Raw genomic sequence first — 17,404 nt, forward strand, 5'->3', positions numbered from 1 at the left:
CGGCCGCCCCGGCCGGCGCTCACTCGGGGCGGCCACGGCTGCCTGTCACGTCACTTGGTGAGCGTGCAGGCGGCCAGGGAGTCGAGGCCGGACGGCTTGGCCGCGGTGCGGCCGATGGCCGTGGCGATGCGGTCGACGGTGGACTTCCGCTTGTCGGCCAGCGGGCCGAGGATCGCGTTCTGTACGAAGTTGGGTCCGCCCTGGCCCACCGTGTCCTGGAGGCGCTTGTTGGCCTCGTCGATCTGCGTCTGGAGCAGGGTGAGGTTGCGGTCCACCTCGGCCTGCGCGGAGGCCGGGATGGCCGGGAGCTGCGACTTCACGTCGGGGCAGGTGATGGTGCCCGCCGCGCCGGCGGCGGTGCTGCCGGTCTCGCCGCCCGCCTGATCGTTGGCCGCCGCGGAGGCCGAGGCCGAGGCCTCGCCGGTGGCGGCGTTCGAGCCGGTGCCGTTCGCGTTGTTGCCGGCCGCGTTGCTGCCGTTCCCGTTGTTGCCGTTCGCGTTGTTGCCGTTCGCGTTGTTGCCCGTCGCGTTGGTGCCGCCCCCGTTCAGGGTGCACGTCGCGAGGGAGTCGAGGCCGGTCGGCTTGGCCGCGGTGCGGCCGATGGCCGTGGCGATGCGGTCGACGGTGGACTTCCGCTTGTCGGCCAGCGGGCCGAGGATCGCGTTCTGTACGAAGTTGGGTCCGCCCTGGCCCACCGTGTCCTGGAGGCGCTTGTTGGCCTCGTCGATCTGCGTCTGGAGCAGGGTGAGGTTGCGGTCCACCTCGGCCTGCGCGGAGGCCGGGATGGCCGGGAGCTGCGACTTCACGTCGGGGCAGGTGATGGTGCCGGCGCTGGCGAGGGTGCGCGCGTTCGTCGCGTCGTTGCTCTTGTCGGGCGTCCCGGCGAGCGCGGAGGTGGCGATCACCGCGCCGGACAGCACCACGGCGGCAGCGCCGCCGATGATCGCCACACGACGCTTGTTGTACTTCGGAAGAGCCCTGGACATGCGGATGCCTCACTTGGGTCAGAGGTGGGTGTAACCAACGCGGGGTTTACAAACGCGGCGCCAGCGTTCGGTGATCAGTACGAGAAAGCGGTTTCGTCTGTTCAACGCGCCCACAGAATCCTCTGAGATTGACGAATCATGCAGAGTGCTGCATACTCATGCATGTCAGCGAATGCACTGTGAGGAGAAACCCGTGACCGAGCGCGTCGTACTCGCCTACTCAGGCGGTCTGGACACCTCCGTCGCCATCGGCTGGATCGCCGAGGAGACGGGCGCCGAGGTCATCGCCGTTGCGGTCGACGTCGGCCAGGGCGGCGAGGACCTGGACGTCATCCGCAAGCGCGCGCTCGCCTGCGGTGCGGTCGAGGCCGAGGTCGCCGACGCCAAGGACGAGTTCGCCGACGAGTACTGCCTCCCGGCGATCAAGGCCAACGCCCTCTACATGGACCGCTATCCGCTGGTCTCCGCCCTCTCCCGGCCGACGATCGTCAAGCACCTCGTCGCCGCCGCCAAGAAGCACGGCGCCACCACGGTCGCCCACGGCTGCACCGGCAAGGGCAACGACCAGGTCCGCTTCGAGGCGGGCATCGTCGCCCTCGCCCCCGACCTCAAGTGCATCGCCCCGGTCCGCGACTACGCGATGACCCGGGACAAGGCCATCGCCTTCTGCGAGGACAAGCAGCTCCCGATCGCCACCACCAAGAAGTCCCCCTACTCCATCGACCAGAACGTCTTCGGGCGCGCGGTCGAGACGGGCTTCCTGGAGGACATCTGGAACGCCCCGATCGAGGACATCTACGAGTACACCTCCAACCCGGCCACCCCGCGTGAGGCCGACGAGGTGATCATCACCTTCAAGGAGGGCGTCCCGGTCGCCCTCGACGGCAAGCCCGTCACCGTCCTCCAGGCCATCCAGCAGCTCAACGAGCGCGCCGGCGCCCAGGGCATCGGCCGGATCGACATGGTCGAGGACCGCCTCGTCGGCATCAAGTCCCGTGAGGTGTACGAGGCTCCCGGCGCGATCGCCCTGATCACCGCCCACCAGGAGCTGGAGAACGTCACCGTCGAGCGCGAACTCGCCCGCTACAAGCGGCAGGTCGAGCAGCGCTGGGGCGAACTGGTCTACGACGGCCAGTGGTTCTCCCCGCTCAAGCGCGCCCTCGACGGCTTCATCGACGAGGCCAACCAGCACGTCTCCGGCGATGTCCGGCTGACCCTGCACGGCGGCCGCGCGGTCGTCACCGGCCGGCGCTCCGAGTCGTCCCTGTACGACTTCAACCTCGCCACCTACGACACCGGCGACACCTTCGACCAGGCCGCGGCCAAGGGCTTCATCGACATCTACAGCCTGTCGTCGAAGATCGCCGCGCGGCGTGATCTGGCAGGCGGAGCCTGACGCGGACCTCGCGTAGCAGCGTTCGGCCACCTCGCACGCACTAGCCTGACAACCGCCTCCCCATGCACGTCGTGGGGAGGCGGTGGCACATCCACACCTCCGAGGAGCAACCCAAGTGAGCAGCAACAGCGGTGACGTACGGCTCTGGGGCGGCCGTTTCGCCGACGGTCCCGCCGAGGCCCTGGCCAAGCTGTCCGCGTCCGTCCACTTCGACTGGCGGCTCGCGCCCTACGACATCGCCGGTTCCCGTGCCCACGCGCGCGTGCTGCACAAGGCGGGGCTGCTCACCGCGGACGAGCTGACCCGGATGCTCGCCGGGCTCGACCGGCTCGAGGCGGACGTGGCGTCGGGCGAGTTCACGGGCACCATCGCCGACGAGGACGTCCACACCGCCCTGGAGCGCGGCCTGCTGGAGCGCCTCGGCCCCGACCTCGGCGGCAAGCTGCGCGCGGGCCGCTCCCGGAACGACCAGGTGGCGACCCTCTTCCGGATGTACCTGCGCGACCACGCCCGTGTCATCGGCGGCCTGATCGCCGACCTCCAGGACGCCCTGATCGGCCTCGCCGAGGCCCACCCGGACGTGGCGATGCCCGGCCGTACCCATCTCCAGCACGCGCAGCCGGTGCTCTTCGCCCACCACGTCCTGGCCCATGTGCAGTCCCTGTCCCGGGACGCCGAACGGCTGCGCCAGTGGGACGAGCGGACGGCGGTGTCGCCGTACGGCTCCGGCGCCCTCGCGGGCAGCAGCCTCGGGCTGGACCCGGAGGCGGTGGCGAAGGACCTCGGCTTTGAACACGGCAGCGTCGGCAACTCCATCGACGGCACGGCCTCCCGGGACTTCGTCGCCGAGTTCGCCTTCATCACGGCGATGACCGGGGTCAACCTGTCCCGCATCTCCGAGGAGATCATCATCTGGAACACGAAGGAGTTCTCCTTCGTGACCCTCCACGACGCGTTCTCCACGGGCTCGTCGATCATGCCGCAGAAGAAGAACCCGGACATCGCGGAGCTGGCGCGCGGCAAGAGCGGCCGTCTGATCGGCAACCTCACCGGACTCCTGGCCACCCTCAAGGCCCTGCCCCTCGCCTACAACCGCGACCTCCAGGAGGACAAGGAGCCGGTCTTCGACTCCTGCGACCAGCTGGAGGTGCTGCTCCCGGCGTTCACCGGCATGATCGCCACCCTCACCGTCAACCGCGAGCGCATGGAGGAGCTGGCCCCGGCCGGCTTCTCGCTCGCCACCGACATCGCGGAGTGGCTGGTCAAGCAGGGCGTGCCGTTCCGCGTCGCGCACGAGGTGGCCGGCGAGTGCGTGAAGGCCGCCGAGGCCGAGGGCAAGGAGCTGGACGAGCTGACGGACGAGCAGTTCGCCAAGATCAGCGCGCACCTCACGCCCGAGGTCCGCTCGGTCCTCAACGTCCCCGGCGCCCTCGCCTCCCGCAACGGCCGTGGTGGTACGGCACCCAGCGCGGTCGCCGTCCAGCTGGCCGAGGTCAAGGCGGACGTGGCGGCGCAGCACGCGTGGGCGGACGCCAAGAAGTAGCAGGTCGTCACGCATACCCGGGGCATCGCGGGTTAGGTTGGTCCGGAGCCGGATGGTGCCGACCGAACGGAGCCCGCGATGCCCTTCGCCCGCCTGGCCTCAGCAACGACCCCCACCTGCCACATCGGCCTGGGCCTCGCCGCCGTCGGCCGGCCCGGCTACATCAACCTCGGCCGGGAGCAGGACCTCCCCGCGGACCGGACTGTCGAGGCCCTGCGCGAGCGCACCCACGAGCTCCTGGACGCCGCCTACGCCCAGGGCGTCCGGTACTTCGACGTGGCCCGCTCCTACGGCCGTTCCGAGGAGTTCCTGGCCGGCTGGCTGAGTGCCCGGCCGGACGTCGTCGACGTCGTCGTCGGCAGCAAATGGGGCTACACGTACACCGCGGGCTGGTCCACCGACGCCGAACGGCACGAGGTCAAGGAGCACAGCCTCGCCACCTACGAGCGGCAGCGCGCCGAGAGCACCGGACTGCTCGGCGACCGGCTCGACCTCTACCAGATCCACTCGGTGACCCCGGACAGCCCCGCCCTCACCGACAAGGAGCTGCACGCCAGGCTCGCCGAGGCCGCCGCGCAGGGCCTCACCGTCGGCTTCTCCACCAGTGGCCCGGCCCAGGCCGACGCCATCCGCGCCGCCCTCGCCGTGACCGTCGACGGCGAGCCCCTCTTCCGCACGGTCCAGTCGACGTACAACGCGCTGGAGACCTCCGCCGACCCCGCCCTCGCCGAGGCGCACGAGGCCGGGCTCACCGTGATCGTCAAGGAGGGCATGGCCAACGGCCGGCTGGCGGAGCCGCACGCGCCCGAGGAGCTGAAGGCCGTGGCCACGGAGACCGGCCTGGGCTGCGACGCGGTCGCCCTGGCGCTGATCCTCCGCCGGCCGTGGGCCGGGGTGGTGCTCTCCGGCGCGGCCACCCTGAACCAGCTCGCCTCCAACCTGCACGCCGCCGCCGTGGACCTCGACGAGGACCAGCTCACCCGTCTCGCCACGCTGGTCGAGGAGCCGCGGGCGTACTGGGAGCGGCGCGGACAGCTGCCCTGGCACTGATCGCATTCCCTGCCCGACCAGCGACGATGAGCAGCCACTATGAGGCATGCATGCCTCTTGTGAGACATCAGTGTCTCACATGGGCTATTCTCGTCTCATGGCTGTCGATCGTGCCCACGTGCTGCGCAGCGCAGCCGCGCTGCTGACCCGTAAATCCACCGCGACCATGGACGAGGTCGCCAAGGCCGCCGGGATCAGCCGTGCCACCCTGCACCGCCACTTCGCCGGGCGCGACGCGCTCGTGCGGGCGCTGGAGGCGCTCGGCATAGAGGAGTGCGACGCCGCGCTGGACAGGGCGCGGCTCGACGAGGGGCCGGTCCAGGACGCCCTGCGCCGGTTCGTGAAGGAGATCGAACCGGCCGCCGGACTGCTCGCCTTCCTCTACACCGAGAACCAGCTCTTCGAGGGCGAGGAGCAGAACGAGGGCTGGTCCCGGATGGACGACCGCGTCTCCGCCCTGTTCCGGCGCGGCCAGCTCAGCGGCGAGTTCCGCATCGACCTCACCCCCGCCTGGCTGACCGAGGCGCTCTACGGCCTGCTGGCCTCCGGCATCTGGGTCGTACAGAGCGGCAAGGGCGCCCCCAAGGACTTCCACCACATGATCGTCGAGCTGCTGCTCGGCGGTGCGCTACGGAGAGAGGAATCATGACCAGCACCCTGCGGCCGGCGTTCGTGACGCGGGAGGCGGAGCAGCGCCCGGGCCGTTGGCTCGCGCTCTCGGTCCTCGTGCTCGCCGTGCTGCTCGTGGCCGTGGACGCGACCGTCCTCGGCCTCGCCACCCCGTACATCAGTGAGGACCTCGAGCCGACCGGCACGCAGCTGCTGTGGATCGGTGACGTCTACTCCTTCGTCATCGCCGGTCTGCTGGTCTCCATGGGCAGCCTCGGCGACCGCATCGGCCGCAAGCGGATCCTGCTCGGCGGCGCGACCGTGTTCGGCGCGATATCCGTCCTCAACGCCTACGCCACGACGCCGGAGCTGATGATCCTGGCGCGGGCGCTGCTCGGCGTCGCCGGTGCCACCCTGATGCCCGCCACGCTGGCCCTGATCCGCAACCTCTTCCACGACCCGCGCGAGCGGAGCCTCGCCGTCGGCATCTGGGGCGCCACCGCCTCCGCCGGTACGGCGGTCGGCCCCATCGTCGGCGGTTTCCTGCTCGAGCACTTCTGGTGGGGCTCGGTCTTCCTGATCAACCTGCCCGTGATGGCGGTCCTGGTCCTGGTCGGCATCCGCACGCTCCCCGAGTCCCGCAACCCCGACCCCGGCCCCTGGGACCTGATCAGCGTCGTCCTGTCCCTGGTCGGCATGATCGCCCTGGTGTACGCGGTGAAGGAGGCTGCCACCCACGGCTTCACCAGTGTGACGCTCGGCGTGGGCCTGCTGGGCGCGGCGGCCCTGTACGGGTTCGTACGCCGCCAGCTCACGCTCCCGGCCCCGCTGCTGGACATGCGCCTCTTCCGCAACCGGGGTCTCAGCGGCGCGGTCCTGGCCGACCTGCTCACCATCCTCGGCCTGTCCGGGCTGGTGTTCTTCCTCTCCCAGTACCTGCAACTCGTGCAGGGCAGGCGCCCGTTCGAGGCCGGGCTCGCGGAACTGCCCGCCGCCGTCGGCGCGGTGGCGGCCGGCCTGGTCGCGGGCCGCGCGGCCCGGCGCTTCTCGGTCCGGTCCGTGGTCTCCGGCGGCCTCGCGGCCATGGGCCTCGCCCTCGCCGCGCTGACGACGCTGAGCCAGTCGACCGGCTACCCGGTCCTCGGCGCCGCGCTCCTGGTCGTCGGCGTCGGCGCGGGCTTCTCCTTCACCGTCACCGCCGACGTCATCCTCGCCGGCGTCCCCGAGGAACAGGCGGGCGCCGCCTCCGCGGTCTCCGAAACGGCCTACGAACTCGGCGCCGCCCTCGGCATCGCCCTGCTCGGCTCGATCATGACAGCCGCGTACCGCGACTTCACCGGCCCGGCCGGCACCCCCGAGGGGGCACACGAGTCACTGGGCGCGGCGGTGGAGGCGTCGACGAACATGCCCCCGCACACGGCGAAGGCCCTCCTCGACGCGGCCCGCGACTCCTTCGTCCACGGCCTGCACCTGGCCTCGGGCGCGGGTGCGGTGGTGCTGCTGGCGACATCGGTGGGCGCGTGGCTCTTGCTGAAGGGGCAGAAGCTGCAAAGCGCCGACTGAGGACAGCGCCCCGTCAGGGGCGCGACCAGCCCCACACCTGTACTTGACGTACGGCCGAACCGCCGGAGGCGTCAGGCAGCCTTGGCCTTGGTGGCGTACATGTCCACATACTCCTGCCCCGACAGCAGCATGACCTCGGTCATCACGGAGTCGGTCACGGCCCGAAGCACATACCGGTCCCGGTCCATCCCCTCGTACCGGGAGAACTCCATCGCCTCGCCGAAACGAACCGTCACACGGCCGGGCCGCGGCATACCCCGGCCCCCCGGCTGCAACTTGTCCGTGCCGATCATCGCGAAGGGAACCACCGGCGCCCCGGTCATCAACGTCAAGCGCGCGATACCGGTACGCCCCCGGTACAGACGGCCGTCGGGCGACCGCGTGCCCTCGGGGTAGATCCCGAAGATCTTCCCCTCCTCCAGCACCCGCCGCCCGGTCATCAGCGCGGCCACGCCACCGCGCCCGCCGTCACGGTCCACGGGGATCATGCCGACGCCGGTGAAGAACCACGCCATCAGCCGGCCCTTGAGGCTCTTGCCGGTGACGTACTCGTCCTTGCCGATGAAGAAGACCTGACGGTCGCACACCAGCGGGAGGATCATCGAGTCGATGAAGGTGAGGTGGTTGCCGGCCAGGATGACCGGGCCGTCGCCCGGGATGTGCTCCACGCCCTCCACCTGTGGGCGGAACATCAGGCGCATGATCGGTCCGAGCACTGCCTTGATGAGCGCGAAGCGGGACAACGGGTCCTCCGATGTCAAGGGGTCGATATGTGTATGTGCAGGTGAGGACGATACTCGCGGCTCGCTGCGAAACGCACATCGGGGGCGTCCGGTTCACCGATGTCTTACGCACTGTTGACGCGGGTTTACCTGCGGCACCGCACAGACGGCTGCCCGTAACGCCACCGCGATGATGTGACGGACCTCGCTCCAGAGCCTTGTTCCGGCGGGTACCCGGGGTCCGCCGGCCGAAGCCGACGGATCGTCACATCTTGCCCTCCATAGGCCATCTGGCGTCACCCACCTGTTCGGACCAGCGTCTCCCGCGGGTCATGTCCACGCCCCTACCATCGGCCCGCACCGACGGCGCACGGCAGGAGGACCCTCATGGAAACCCGGGACTCGAACGGTCAGGTCTCGAACGAGCGGGACGCGAACGCGCGGCAGCACGCGACCGGACGGCGGGCACTGCTCGGCGCCGCGGTGCTCGGCGCGGGCGGAGCGGTCCTCGGGCTGCCCGGTGCGGCCAGAGCCACGGAGGAGAAGGCGACCGGGGGCAGGGGTCTCAAGAGCCTGCCCGTGCCGACGATCATCGGGCACCGGGGTGCCAGCGGCTACCGGCCCGAGCACACCTTCGGCTCGTACCAGCTGGCCCTGGACCTCGGCGCGGACGTCGTCGAGGCGGGCGACCTGGTGCCCACCAAGGACGGTCACCTCGTCTGCCGTCACGAGCCGGAGATCGGCGGCACCACGGACGTGGCCTCCCATCCGGAGTTCGCCGACCGCAAGACCACCAAGGTCCTCGACGGGGTCTCCACCACCGGCTGGTTCACCGAGGACTTCACGCTCGCCGAACTGAAGACGCTGCGCGCCGTCGAGCGCATCCCGGCCAACCGCCCGCACAACACCCTCTACAACGGACGCTGGGAGATCCCCACGTTCGAAGAGGTCCTGAAGTGGCAGGACGAGCAGACCCGCAAGCGCGGCAAGCAGGTGTGGATCTACCCCGAGACCAAGCACCCCACCTACTTCCGGGGGCTCGGCCTCGGTCTCGAGGAGCGGGTGGCCAAGCTGCTGCGCAAGCACGGCAAGGACAAGCGGACCTCGCCGGTCATCCTCCAGTCCTTCGAGCCGAGCAGCATCCAGCGCCTGAACACACTGGTCGACAACCCCCTGGTCGTCCTGCTGTCCGCCGCGAACACGCAGCCCTACGACTTCGTCGCGACGGGCGACCCGCGCACCGTCGCCGACCTGATCACCCCGAAGGGCCTCAGGGAGATCGCCGGTTACGCGCAGGGCATCGGCCCGACGCTGGACCTGGTCATCCCCAAGGACGCGAGCGGCAGGCTCACCACGCCGACCAGCCTGGTCAAGGACGCCCACGCGGTGGGTCTGATCCTGCACCCGTACACCATGCGCAACGAGAACCCCTTCCTGCCGGCCGAGTACCGCAAGGGCACCGACGCGGACGCCTACGGTGACGCCTTCGGTGCGTTCAAGACGTACTTCGCGACCGGCATGGACGGGGTGTTCACCGACAACGCGGACACCGGTGTGCTCGCCCGCGCGGACTTCGTCAACGGCTGATCCGTCCGGCACCCCGTTCGAGGGGACTCGCGGCCGCTCCGGCAACCTGCCCCGGGGCGGCCGCGTCGCACTGCATATGACGCACGACCTGGTTGCCTCCCTGCGCCCGCTCCTGACCGCCGAGGCCTCCGCCGAGGCATATGCGGCCGGGGCCGAACCGGGAGACCTGGAGCAGGCGGTCTGGCTCCGCCTGCTGGAGCGGCTTCAGGCCGACGGGCCGCCGTTCGATCCGCAGGGCTGGCTGCGCAAGGCGGTCCGTGCCGAGGCGCGCCGCAGCCGTCGTACGACCCGTCACGAGCGGCCCTACGACGGTGATCCCGTCGACGACCGCGAGCGCGACCCGGAGCAGCTGGCCCTCGCCGCCGCCCGGCGCCGTGCCCTGCGCGACGCGGTGCGCAGGCTGCCGGGCCGCTGCCCACGGCTGATGGAGGCCCTGCTGTCGCCGCGGGACCTCACCTATCGGGAGATCGCGGGGGAGTTGGGTATCTCACAGGGCAGTCTTGGACCGGAACGTTCCAGATGCCTGGGATGTCTTCGGCGATTGCTGACACCGGAGGTTGCGGCCCGCGAAGTGCGGGGATAGGAGTGGGGAACGACCGGTGATCAGGTGAGCGGGAGGCGTGCGCACATGGGCATGAGCGTGACCATCTCGGTGGCGACCGAGCAGGATGCAGAGCAGATCTTCAAGCTCCAGTACCTGTCTTTCCAGAGCGAGGCCGCGCTGTACGGCAATTACCGCATCGACCCGCTCGTTCAAACCCTCGAATCGGTCCGCCAGGAGGTCACCTCCGACTGTGTCTTCGTCGCTCGGCTCGGCGAGGAGGTGGTCGGCTCGGTGCGCGGCCGGATCACCGAGGACGGCGCGGCCTGCATCGGCAAGCTCTGCGTCCACCCGCGCCTCCAGGGGCACGGCATCGGCGCCCGCCTGCTGCGCGCGGCCGAGGGGGCCCTGGCGCAGGAGCGCGGTGCCAAGAGGTTCCGCCTGCACACCGGACACCGCAGCGAGGGCAACCTCCGCCTGTACCGCCGGGTCGGCTACCAGACGGTGGGCACGTCCAGGGGCGCCGACGGTGTGGAGATGATCGTCCTGGAGAAGTCGGCCGGGACGTACGCCGCTACTGCCTGACCGTGCGCGACTTCCGCAGCCAGTAGATGGCGGACAGCGGCAGCAGCACCGGAATGAAGACGTAGCCCATGCCGTAGTCGGACCAGACGGTCGCGTCCGGGAAGGACGACGGCTCGACCAGGGTCCAGGTACCGACGACCAGTACACCTGCCAGCTCGGCGGCACAGCACACCAGTGCCGCCCTGCGGGCGGTCTCCCCGCCGCGCACCAGCGTGTACGTGATGAAGCCGTAGACCACGCCCGCCACCGCCGACAGCGAGTAGGCGAGCGGCGCCCGGCCGAAGTCCGTCGCGATCTGGTAGGCGGAACGGGACACGGCCCCGACGACCATCACGCCGTAGAACCAGACGAGCAGCATCCCCGGCCCGCTGATGAGCCGCGTCCGCGCCGGCTTGTCCTCCACGGTGGCCATTGTCACCTTCCCCAGATGTCATAGAGCCGCACCTCGAGCACGGCCAGCACCACACCACCGGCCGCGACCGTCACCGAGCCCCAGCGGGTCCGCTCGGCCAGCGACATGAACCCCGCCGCCGGCACGCACGCGAACGCGCCCAGCAGATACGCCACGAAGATCGTCGTGCCCTGCTCCGGCTTCTCGCCCCGAGCCAGCTGCACGATCCCGATCACCAGCTGCGCCACGGCCAGCAGGGACACCACGGCCATCCCGATGAAGTGCCAGTCCTTGGTCGGCTGGTCCCGGTAGGCGGCCCACCCGCACCAGGCGGCGAGCAGCAGCGCGGCGACGCCGGTCACCAGCGTCAGGGCATTGAGCATGCGGTGACCCTATTACGGCCCAAACGGCCCGATGCGCGCGGGCCCGCCCGTCGGCCGGGGCGCGCGGGGCCCGTAGGGTCCGGACCATGATGATCGACGCACAAGCCCTGTTGTTCGACAACGACGGCACCCTGGTCTCCTCCCTCGACTCCGTGGAGCGCTGCTGGACGCGGTGGGCCCGGGAGTACGGGATCACGGCCGAGGAGTTCGGGCGGGTCGAGCTGCACGGGCGGCCCGCGGCGGAGATCGTCGCCGACCTGCTGCCCGCCGGGCTCGTGCCGGAGGCCGTCGCGCGGGTCGAGCAACTGGAGGTCGAGGACGTCCCGAACGGCGGTGTCCGCCTGCTGCCCGGTACCGAGAACCTCCTCGGCTCGCTGCCCGCCGACGCGTGGGCCGTCGTCACCTCCGCCACCCGGCGGCTCGCGGAAGCCCGGCTGGACGCCGTCGGCATCCGGCCCAAGACACTGATCGCCGCCGACGACATCACGCGCGGCAAGCCCGACCCCGAGCCCTACCTGCTCGCCGCCCGCCGCCTGGGCGTGGACCCGGCCCGCTGCGTCGTCTTCGAGGACGCCCCCGCGGGCCTCCGGGCGGGCCGCGCCGCCGGCATGACCACCGTGGCATTGACCACAACACACCAGGCCCACGAACTGGTCGCCGACCTGGTGGTCGAGAACCTGTCGGCCCTGTCCGCACTGGTCACCGACGGGGGAATCCGGATATCCGCCCGCGGCTGACCTCGTACCGGCCCCTGTCCACGGCTGTCCGGCATGCGGACAACCGAGGCCTGTCAGGACCGTACGTCTGGTTTACTGATCGCATGACCACGACGAGCTGCCGCATCCCTGCGACCGAGGCGACCATGGCGCCCGGTGCTCGTTGTATGTGTCGCATGTGCCGAATGTGCGCCTTCTAGAGGGCCCCCGCACCACCCCCGAGCTCGCGCCCCGAAGCGAGCCGCCGTGGCACGTTCGTACGCCGTGAGCCGTACGTGACCTGAGCCGCGCCCCGCGCACATGTTCTCCCCCGGTTCCATCGCCACCGCGAGAACCGTGTCGCGTCCCTGAACGAATGCACCCGTGCCCGGGCACATCCACGCCCGCGCACTCGACAGTGACGGAAACCCACGTGATCACCACATCGGGCCTCACCAAGGTCTACCGATCCCGCGGCCGCGAGGTCACCGCCCTCGACGGCGTCGACCTGCACGTCCGCGAAGGCGAGGTGTACGGCGTCATCGGACAGTCCGGCGCCGGCAAGTCCTCGCTGATCCGCTGCGTCAACCTGCTGGAGCGTCCCACCGCCGGCACGGTCACCGTCGCCGGCCAGGACCTCACCGCCCTCGCCGGGCGCGGACCGCGCGCCGGCCGGGAGCTGCGCCAGGCCCGCAGCCGGATCGGCATGGTCTTCCAGCACTTCAACCTGCTGTCCTCCAGGACCGTCCAGGACAACGTCGAGCTGCCGCTCGAGATCCTCGGCAAGTCGGGGAAGGAACGTTCCCGCAAGGCGCTGGAGCTGCTCGACCTGGTCGGCCTCGCCGACAAGGCCAAGGCCTACCCGGCCCAGCTCTCCGGCGGCCAGAAGCAGCGCGTCGGCATCGCCCGCGCCCTGGCCGGCGACCCCAAGGTGCTGCTGTCCGACGAGGCCACCAGCGCCCTCGACCCGGAGACCACCCGCTCGATCCTGGCGCTGCTGCGCGACCTCAACCGGCAGCTCGGGCTGACCGTCCTGCTCATCACCCACGAGATGGACGTCGTCAAGTCGATCTGCGACTCCGCCGCGCTGATGGAGAAGGGGCGCGTCGTGGAGTCCGGCACGGTCAGCGAGCTCCTGGCCACCCCGGGCTCCGAACTCGCCGCCGCGCTGTTCCCGGTGGGCGGCGAGGCCGCCGGCGCCGACCGCACCGTCGTGGACGTCACCTTCCAGGGCGAGGCCGCCACCCAGCCGGTCATCTCCCAGCTCGCGCGCACCTACAACATCGACATATCGATCCTCGGCGCCGCCATCGACACCGTCGGCGGCCTCCAGATCGGCCGTATGCGCATCGAACTGCCCGGCCGCTACGAGGACAACGTCGTGCCGATCGGCTTCCTGCGCGAGCAGGGACTCCAGATCGACGTCGTCGGCAACCAGGGCCAGGAGCCCGCACTGGTGAAGGAAGGTGCCAAGTGACCTGGTCCGAGATGCAGCCCCTGCTGTCCCAGGCCTGTTGGGACACGCTCTACATGGTCGGCTGGTCCACGCTGATCGCCGTCGTCGGCGGGCTTCCGCTCGGCATCCTGCTCGTCCTCACGGACCGGGGCGGACTGCTCCAGAACGTCTTGGCGAACAAGGTCATCGGGCAGATCGTGAACGTCGCCCGCTCCATGCCGTTCATCATCCTGATGGTGGCGCTGATGAACTTCACGCGCTCGACCACCGGAACGACCATCGGCCGTGAGGCCGCGATCGTGCCGCTCGCCATCGGCGCCATCCCCTTCTTCGCGCGTCTGGTCGAGACGGCTGTCCGGGAAGTGGACGGCGGACTCGTCGAGGCCGTGCAGTCGATGGGCGGCAACACCTGGACGATCGTCCGCAAGGTGCTCCTACCGGAGTCCCTGCCCTCCCTGATCTCCAGTACCACCACCACGATCGTCGCGCTCATCGGCTACTCCGCCATGGCCGGCACCGTCGGCGCGGGTGGCCTCGGCGACATCGCCATCCGCTACGGCTACCAGCGCTTCGAGACCCAGATGATGTGGATCACCGTGGCGATCCTCGCCGTCGTCATCTCCCTCATCCAGTTCGCCGGCGACTACGCGGCCCGTTCCCTGCACCACCGGGGCGGCCGCTCCGGCCCCGCGCCGAAGCTCCGCCTGCTGAAGGCCAAGGAGCCCGCGGCGGCCGACGTCGGCAAGGTCGCCTGAACACCCCCTGAGACTCCCCGCACGCCCACCCGTCACCCGACCACCACCCCTCAACGACGGCGCTTCGCGCCGACACCCCTTGATCCAAGGGGTCGCACCACCATAGGAAAGGCACTTTTCGTGCGTAACACCGCCAAGATCACCACCGCTGTCCTCGCCGCCGGAGCCCTCACCTTCGGGCTCACCGCCTGCGGCTCGGACAAGGACTCCGCCGCCGCCGACTACAGCGGCCCGCTGGTCGTCGCCGCCAGCCCCACCCCCCACGCCGAGATCCTGAACTTCGTCAAGGAGAACCTGGCGAAGAAGGCGGGCCTCGACCTGGAGGTCAAGGAGTTCCAGGACTACATCGTGCCGAACACGGCGACCGAGGACGGCTCGGTCGACGCCAACTACTTCCAGAACCAGCCCTACCTGGACGACTTCAACAAGAAGCGCGGCACCCACATCGTGCCCGTCGTCACGGTGCACCTGGAGCCGCTCGGCCTGTACTCCCACAAGGTCAAGAAGGCCGACGCGCTCAAGAGCGGTGCGACCATCGCCGTCCCGAACGACGCCGTGAACGAGGCGCGCGCCCTCAAGCTGCTCGCCGCCAACGGGCTCATCACGCTCAAGGACGGCGCGGGCAACGAGGCGACCCCGCAGGACATCGCCAAGAACCCCAAGAACCTCAAGTTCAAGGAGGTCGAGGCGGCCCAGACCGCGCGCTCCCTGGACGATGTGGACGCCGCCGTCGTCAACGGCAACTACGCCATCTCCGCCGGGATCAAGCCCGCGAAGGAGGCCCTCGTCCTGGAGTCCGCGAAGAACAGCCCGTACGGCAACTTCCTCGCGGTGAAGAAGGGCAACGAGAAGGACCCGCGCGTGAAGAAGCTCGCCAAGCTCCTGACCTCGCCCGAGGTGAAGAAGTTCATCGAGGACAAGTACCAGGGTTCGGTCATCGCGTCGTTCTGATCCCAAATCGCCACGCACGGGGTCCACTCCCTCACGGGGAGTGGACCCCGTTGTGCGGTTCGGTGCTTTCATGCTGCATGCTGGGCAGTTCAGCAGGCCCTGCAGTTTTCCGAAGGTTACGGAGCGGCGCATGACTAGCACCTTCCCCAACATCTCCATCAGCACGGAGCGGTTGGTGCTGCGGCCCCTCGACGAGGACGACGTGGCCGCCCTGGCCGAGATGATGAACGACGAGCAGGTCGGGGCCTGGACCGACGTGCCCCAGCCCTACACCACGGACCAGGCCCGCCGCTGGATCACCGAGTACGCCCCCGCCGAACGTGCCGCGGGGCGCGGCCTCGACCTCGCGGTCACCGAGTTCCTCACCCAGCGCCTGGTGGGCATCGTCCAGTTGGCCAAGACCAGCTGGCACGTACGGTCCACCGAACTGTCGTACATCATCGCCCCCTGGGCCCGCGGCGAGGGCTACGCCTCCGAGGCCGCCCTCGCCACCGCCCAATGGCTGCTCGGCAACCAGAAGTTCGAGCGCATCGAACTGCGCACCGCCGCCGACAACACCGCCTCCCAGCAGGTCGCGCAGAAGATCGGCTGCATCAGCGAGGGCGTGCTGCGCAACGCCTGCATAGCCCACGTCCGCGCCGAGGACGGCACCTGGAGCGACGTCCGTACCGACTTCATCGTGTGGAGCCTGCTCCCGGAGGACCTGGAAGGCGCGGGCGAACAGCTCGCCGACACCGGTGGTTTCACGTCATTCCCCGACTGGAACTGACTGGAACCGACGGGAACAGACCGGACGGGACCCGCGGCGACACCGCCCACCGCGCGCCCGGCAGCTCCACCAGGTACTCTCACGGGACCCGACTGTGGGCACCCGTACGCTGACGACCTGCGAAAACCTGGAGACTGACGACGATGGCCGACCGGGTCACGGTGATCGGCTGGGACGGCTCGCCGCTGACCGACGCGGCACGTTCCGCGCTCGGGGCCGCCAGCCTCGTGGCGGGCGCGGCCCACCATCTGGCGCTCCCCGAGGTCCCCCGCACCGCCGAGCGCGTCCGCCTCGGCAGCGTCGCCCTGGCCGCCCGCCGTATCGCCGCCCACCGCGGCACCGCGGTCGTCCTCGCCGACGGCGACCCCGGCTTCTTCGGCGTCGTACGCACCCTGCGCGCACCGGAGTTCGGCCTCGAGGTCGAGGTCGTGCCCGCCGTCTCCTCCGTGGCCGCCGCCTTCGCCCGCGCGGGCATGCCCTGGGACGACGCCCAAGTGGTCGTCGCACACCGGCGCACCCTGCGACGCGCGGTGAATGTGTGCCGCGCCCACACCAAGGTCGCCGTCCTCACCTCACCCGGCGCCGGCCCCGCCGAACTCGGTCTGCTCCTCGAAGGCGTGCACCGCACCTTCGTCATCTGCGAGGAACTGGGCACCGAACGCGAGCAGGTCTCGGTCGTCACCTCCGACAACGCCGCAGACCACACCTGGCGCGACCCCAATGTCGTCATCGTCATCGGCGGCCCGGCTGGTCCCGCCGCGCCGGGGGACGGCTGGATCTCCGGCCGGGAACCGGGCGCAGGCCCGCGCGGCTGGGTGCTGCCCGACGAGGAGTACGGCGGCGGGCTCGGCGAAGGGGAGACGGATCTGCTCCGCGCCGCCCAACTCGCCCGCCTGGGACCGCGCGTCGGCGACCTGGTGTGGGACATCGGCTGCGGCAGCGGCGCGTTCGCCACGGAGGCCGGGCGGGCCGGCGCCGCCGTCATCGCCGTCGACCGGAACCTGGAGGCCTGCGCCCGCACCGAGGCCGCCGCACGGCGCTTCGGGGTGCAGCTCCAGATCGTGCGCGGCACCGCCCCGCACGTCCTGGAGAACCTGCCCGAACCGGACGTCGTCCGTGTCGGCGGCGGGGGAGCGGCCGTGGTCTCCGCGGTCGCCGACCGCCGGCCGCAGCGCATCGTCACGCACGCCGCGACCCGTGACGCGGCCGAACTCGTCGGCCGGGACCTGACCGAGCACGGCTACCGGGTCGAGTGCGCCCTCCTACAGTCCGTCGAACTCGACACGCGGGCCTGGAGGGAGACGGAACGGAGTGTCGCGTTCCTGCTCACAGGGGAATTGCTGCGGCGCGAAGCGCCTCGTTGAGGGGTGGTGGCCGGGCGACGGGCGGGACTGCCCGACCGCGCCCCGTGATCCGCTTGTC

General features: G+C 70.4%; 18 protein-coding genes. 14 read left to right on the forward strand and 4 right to left on the reverse strand.

The window, feature by feature from the left end; genetic code table 11:
- Positions 1 to 50: 50 nt before the first annotated feature.
- Entirely contained in the window at positions 51 to 986 is a 936-nt protein-coding gene (locus tag ABZ915_RS20245; RefSeq protein WP_361804567.1) for a hypothetical protein, read from the reverse strand.
- Positions 987 to 1,179: 193 nt separating this feature from the next.
- Here ABZ915_RS20245 and ABZ915_RS20250 point away from each other — a divergent pair, with 193 nt between their 5' ends.
- The 5 genes from ABZ915_RS20250 to ABZ915_RS20270 all read left to right on the forward strand — a co-directional run bounded on the left by ABZ915_RS20250 (position 1,180) and on the right by ABZ915_RS20270 (position 7,147).
- Positions 1,180 to 2,382: an argininosuccinate synthase gene (locus tag ABZ915_RS20250; RefSeq protein WP_361804570.1), complete on the forward strand. Its 1,203-nt coding sequence runs from the start codon at positions 1,180 to 1,182 to the stop codon at positions 2,380 to 2,382.
- Between the two features lie 115 nt (positions 2,383 to 2,497).
- Entirely contained in the window at positions 2,498 to 3,925 is a 1,428-nt protein-coding gene (gene argH / locus ABZ915_RS20255; RefSeq protein ID WP_361804573.1) for an argininosuccinate lyase, read from the forward strand.
- Positions 3,926 to 4,003: 78 nt separating this feature from the next.
- Positions 4,004 to 4,975 carry an aldo/keto reductase gene (locus tag ABZ915_RS20260; protein ID WP_361804576.1) on the forward strand — a complete coding sequence of 324 codons (972 nt, stop codon included), beginning with the start codon at positions 4,004 to 4,006 and terminating at the stop codon, positions 4,973 to 4,975.
- Between the two features lie 97 nt (positions 4,976 to 5,072).
- Positions 5,073 to 5,624: a helix-turn-helix domain-containing protein gene (locus ABZ915_RS20265; protein ID WP_361804579.1), complete on the forward strand. Its 552-nt coding sequence runs from the start codon at positions 5,073 to 5,075 to the stop codon at positions 5,622 to 5,624.
- Positions 5,621 to 7,147, forward strand: a complete 1,527-nt coding sequence (locus tag ABZ915_RS20270; RefSeq protein ID WP_361804582.1) for an MFS transporter — start codon at positions 5,621 to 5,623, stop codon at positions 7,145 to 7,147. Before ABZ915_RS20265 ends, ABZ915_RS20270 begins: the two co-directional genes overlap by 4 nt.
- 71 nt (positions 7,148 to 7,218) lie before the next feature.
- Here the strand turns inward: ABZ915_RS20270 and ABZ915_RS20275 are convergent, their stop codons facing one another.
- Positions 7,219 to 7,890: a lysophospholipid acyltransferase family protein gene (locus ABZ915_RS20275; protein ID WP_361805117.1), complete on the reverse strand. Its 672-nt coding sequence runs from the start codon at positions 7,888 to 7,890 to the stop codon at positions 7,219 to 7,221.
- Positions 7,891 to 8,256: 366 nt separating this feature from the next.
- On the opposite strand from ABZ915_RS20275, the gene ABZ915_RS20280 reads away from it, so the two are divergent.
- From ABZ915_RS20280 to ABZ915_RS20290, 3 genes are all read left to right on the forward strand, one after another.
- On the forward strand, positions 8,257 to 9,456 hold the full coding sequence (locus ABZ915_RS20280) for a glycerophosphodiester phosphodiesterase (RefSeq protein WP_361804585.1): 1,200 nt from the start codon (positions 8,257 to 8,259) through the stop codon (positions 9,454 to 9,456).
- Positions 9,457 to 9,532: 76 nt separating this feature from the next.
- Complete coding sequence (locus tag ABZ915_RS20285; protein ID WP_361804588.1) at positions 9,533 to 10,039, forward strand: sigma-70 family RNA polymerase sigma factor; 507 nt, start codon at positions 9,533 to 9,535, stop codon at positions 10,037 to 10,039.
- A gap of 45 nt (positions 10,040 to 10,084) precedes the next feature.
- Positions 10,085 to 10,582 (forward strand): GNAT family N-acetyltransferase, encoded by a 498-nt coding sequence (locus ABZ915_RS20290; protein ID WP_361804591.1) that lies wholly within the window; start codon positions 10,085 to 10,087, stop codon positions 10,580 to 10,582.
- On the opposite strand, the gene ABZ915_RS20295 is transcribed toward ABZ915_RS20290, so the two are convergent.
- Entirely contained in the window at positions 10,572 to 10,994 is a 423-nt protein-coding gene (locus ABZ915_RS20295) for a hypothetical protein (protein WP_361804594.1), read from the reverse strand. The genes ABZ915_RS20290 and ABZ915_RS20295 overlap by 11 nt on opposite strands.
- Positions 10,995 to 10,996: 2 nt before the next feature.
- Complete coding sequence (locus ABZ915_RS20300) at positions 10,997 to 11,356, reverse strand: hypothetical protein (RefSeq protein ID WP_361440975.1); 360 nt, start codon at positions 11,354 to 11,356, stop codon at positions 10,997 to 10,999.
- Between the two features lie 86 nt (positions 11,357 to 11,442).
- Between ABZ915_RS20300 and ABZ915_RS20305 the strand changes: the two genes are divergently transcribed.
- From ABZ915_RS20305 to cbiE, 6 genes are all read left to right on the forward strand, one after another.
- Positions 11,443 to 12,093: an HAD family hydrolase gene (locus ABZ915_RS20305; protein WP_361804597.1), complete on the forward strand. Its 651-nt coding sequence runs from the start codon at positions 11,443 to 11,445 to the stop codon at positions 12,091 to 12,093.
- Positions 12,094 to 12,484: 391 nt separating this feature from the next.
- Complete coding sequence (locus ABZ915_RS20310; protein WP_361804600.1) at positions 12,485 to 13,528, forward strand: ATP-binding cassette domain-containing protein; 1,044 nt, start codon at positions 12,485 to 12,487, stop codon at positions 13,526 to 13,528.
- Positions 13,525 to 14,262 carry a methionine ABC transporter permease gene (locus tag ABZ915_RS20315; RefSeq protein ID WP_361804603.1) on the forward strand — a complete coding sequence of 246 codons (738 nt, stop codon included), beginning with the start codon at positions 13,525 to 13,527 and terminating at the stop codon, positions 14,260 to 14,262. The genes ABZ915_RS20310 and ABZ915_RS20315 overlap by 4 nt, the downstream gene beginning before the upstream one ends.
- Positions 14,263 to 14,382: 120 nt before the next feature.
- Positions 14,383 to 15,213: a MetQ/NlpA family ABC transporter substrate-binding protein gene (locus ABZ915_RS20320; RefSeq protein WP_361804606.1), complete on the forward strand. Its 831-nt coding sequence runs from the start codon at positions 14,383 to 14,385 to the stop codon at positions 15,211 to 15,213.
- 130 nt (positions 15,214 to 15,343) lie between these two features.
- On the forward strand, positions 15,344 to 15,982 hold the full coding sequence (locus ABZ915_RS20325; RefSeq protein WP_361804609.1) for a GNAT family N-acetyltransferase: 639 nt from the start codon (positions 15,344 to 15,346) through the stop codon (positions 15,980 to 15,982).
- A 143-nt stretch (positions 15,983 to 16,125) separates the two neighbouring features.
- On the forward strand, positions 16,126 to 17,346 hold the full coding sequence (gene cbiE, locus ABZ915_RS20330; protein ID WP_361804612.1) for a precorrin-6y C5,15-methyltransferase (decarboxylating) subunit CbiE: 1,221 nt from the start codon (positions 16,126 to 16,128) through the stop codon (positions 17,344 to 17,346).
- Positions 17,347 to 17,404 lie beyond the last annotated feature (58 nt).

It is taken from the genome of Streptomyces sp. NPDC046915, from assembly GCF_040644935.1.
In the GTDB taxonomy this organism is placed as follows: Bacteria; Actinomycetota; Actinomycetes; order Streptomycetales; family Streptomycetaceae; genus Streptomyces.

Bases quoted from the DNA above. Each gene is read 5' to 3' on its own strand.
- ABZ915_RS20245 (WP_361804567.1), bottom strand. From the start codon at position 986: ATGTCCAGGGCTCTTCCGAAGTACAACAAGCGTCGTGTGGCGATCATC.
- ABZ915_RS20270 (WP_361804582.1), top strand. From the start codon at position 5,621: ATGACCAGCACCCTGCGGCCGGCGTTCGTGACGCGGGAGGCGGAGCAG.
- ABZ915_RS20305 (WP_361804597.1), top strand. From the start codon at position 11,443: ATGATGATCGACGCACAAGCCCTGTTGTTCGACAACGACGGCACCCTG.
- ABZ915_RS20290 (WP_361804591.1), top strand. From the start codon at position 10,085: ATGGGCATGAGCGTGACCATCTCGGTGGCGACCGAGCAGGATGCAGAG.
- ABZ915_RS20285 (WP_361804588.1), top strand. From the start codon at position 9,533: ATGACGCACGACCTGGTTGCCTCCCTGCGCCCGCTCCTGACCGCCGAG.
- cbiE (WP_361804612.1), top strand. From the start codon at position 16,126: ATGGCCGACCGGGTCACGGTGATCGGCTGGGACGGCTCGCCGCTGACC.
- ABZ915_RS20265 (WP_361804579.1), top strand. From the start codon at position 5,073: ATGGCTGTCGATCGTGCCCACGTGCTGCGCAGCGCAGCCGCGCTGCTG.
- ABZ915_RS20280 (WP_361804585.1), top strand. From the start codon at position 8,257: ATGGAAACCCGGGACTCGAACGGTCAGGTCTCGAACGAGCGGGACGCG.
- ABZ915_RS20300 (WP_361440975.1), bottom strand. From the start codon at position 11,356: ATGCTCAATGCCCTGACGCTGGTGACCGGCGTCGCCGCGCTGCTGCTC.
- ABZ915_RS20260 (WP_361804576.1), top strand. From the start codon at position 4,004: ATGCCCTTCGCCCGCCTGGCCTCAGCAACGACCCCCACCTGCCACATC.
- ABZ915_RS20325 (WP_361804609.1), top strand. From the start codon at position 15,344: ATGACTAGCACCTTCCCCAACATCTCCATCAGCACGGAGCGGTTGGTG.
- ABZ915_RS20295 (WP_361804594.1), bottom strand. From the start codon at position 10,994: ATGGCCACCGTGGAGGACAAGCCGGCGCGGACGCGGCTCATCAGCGGG.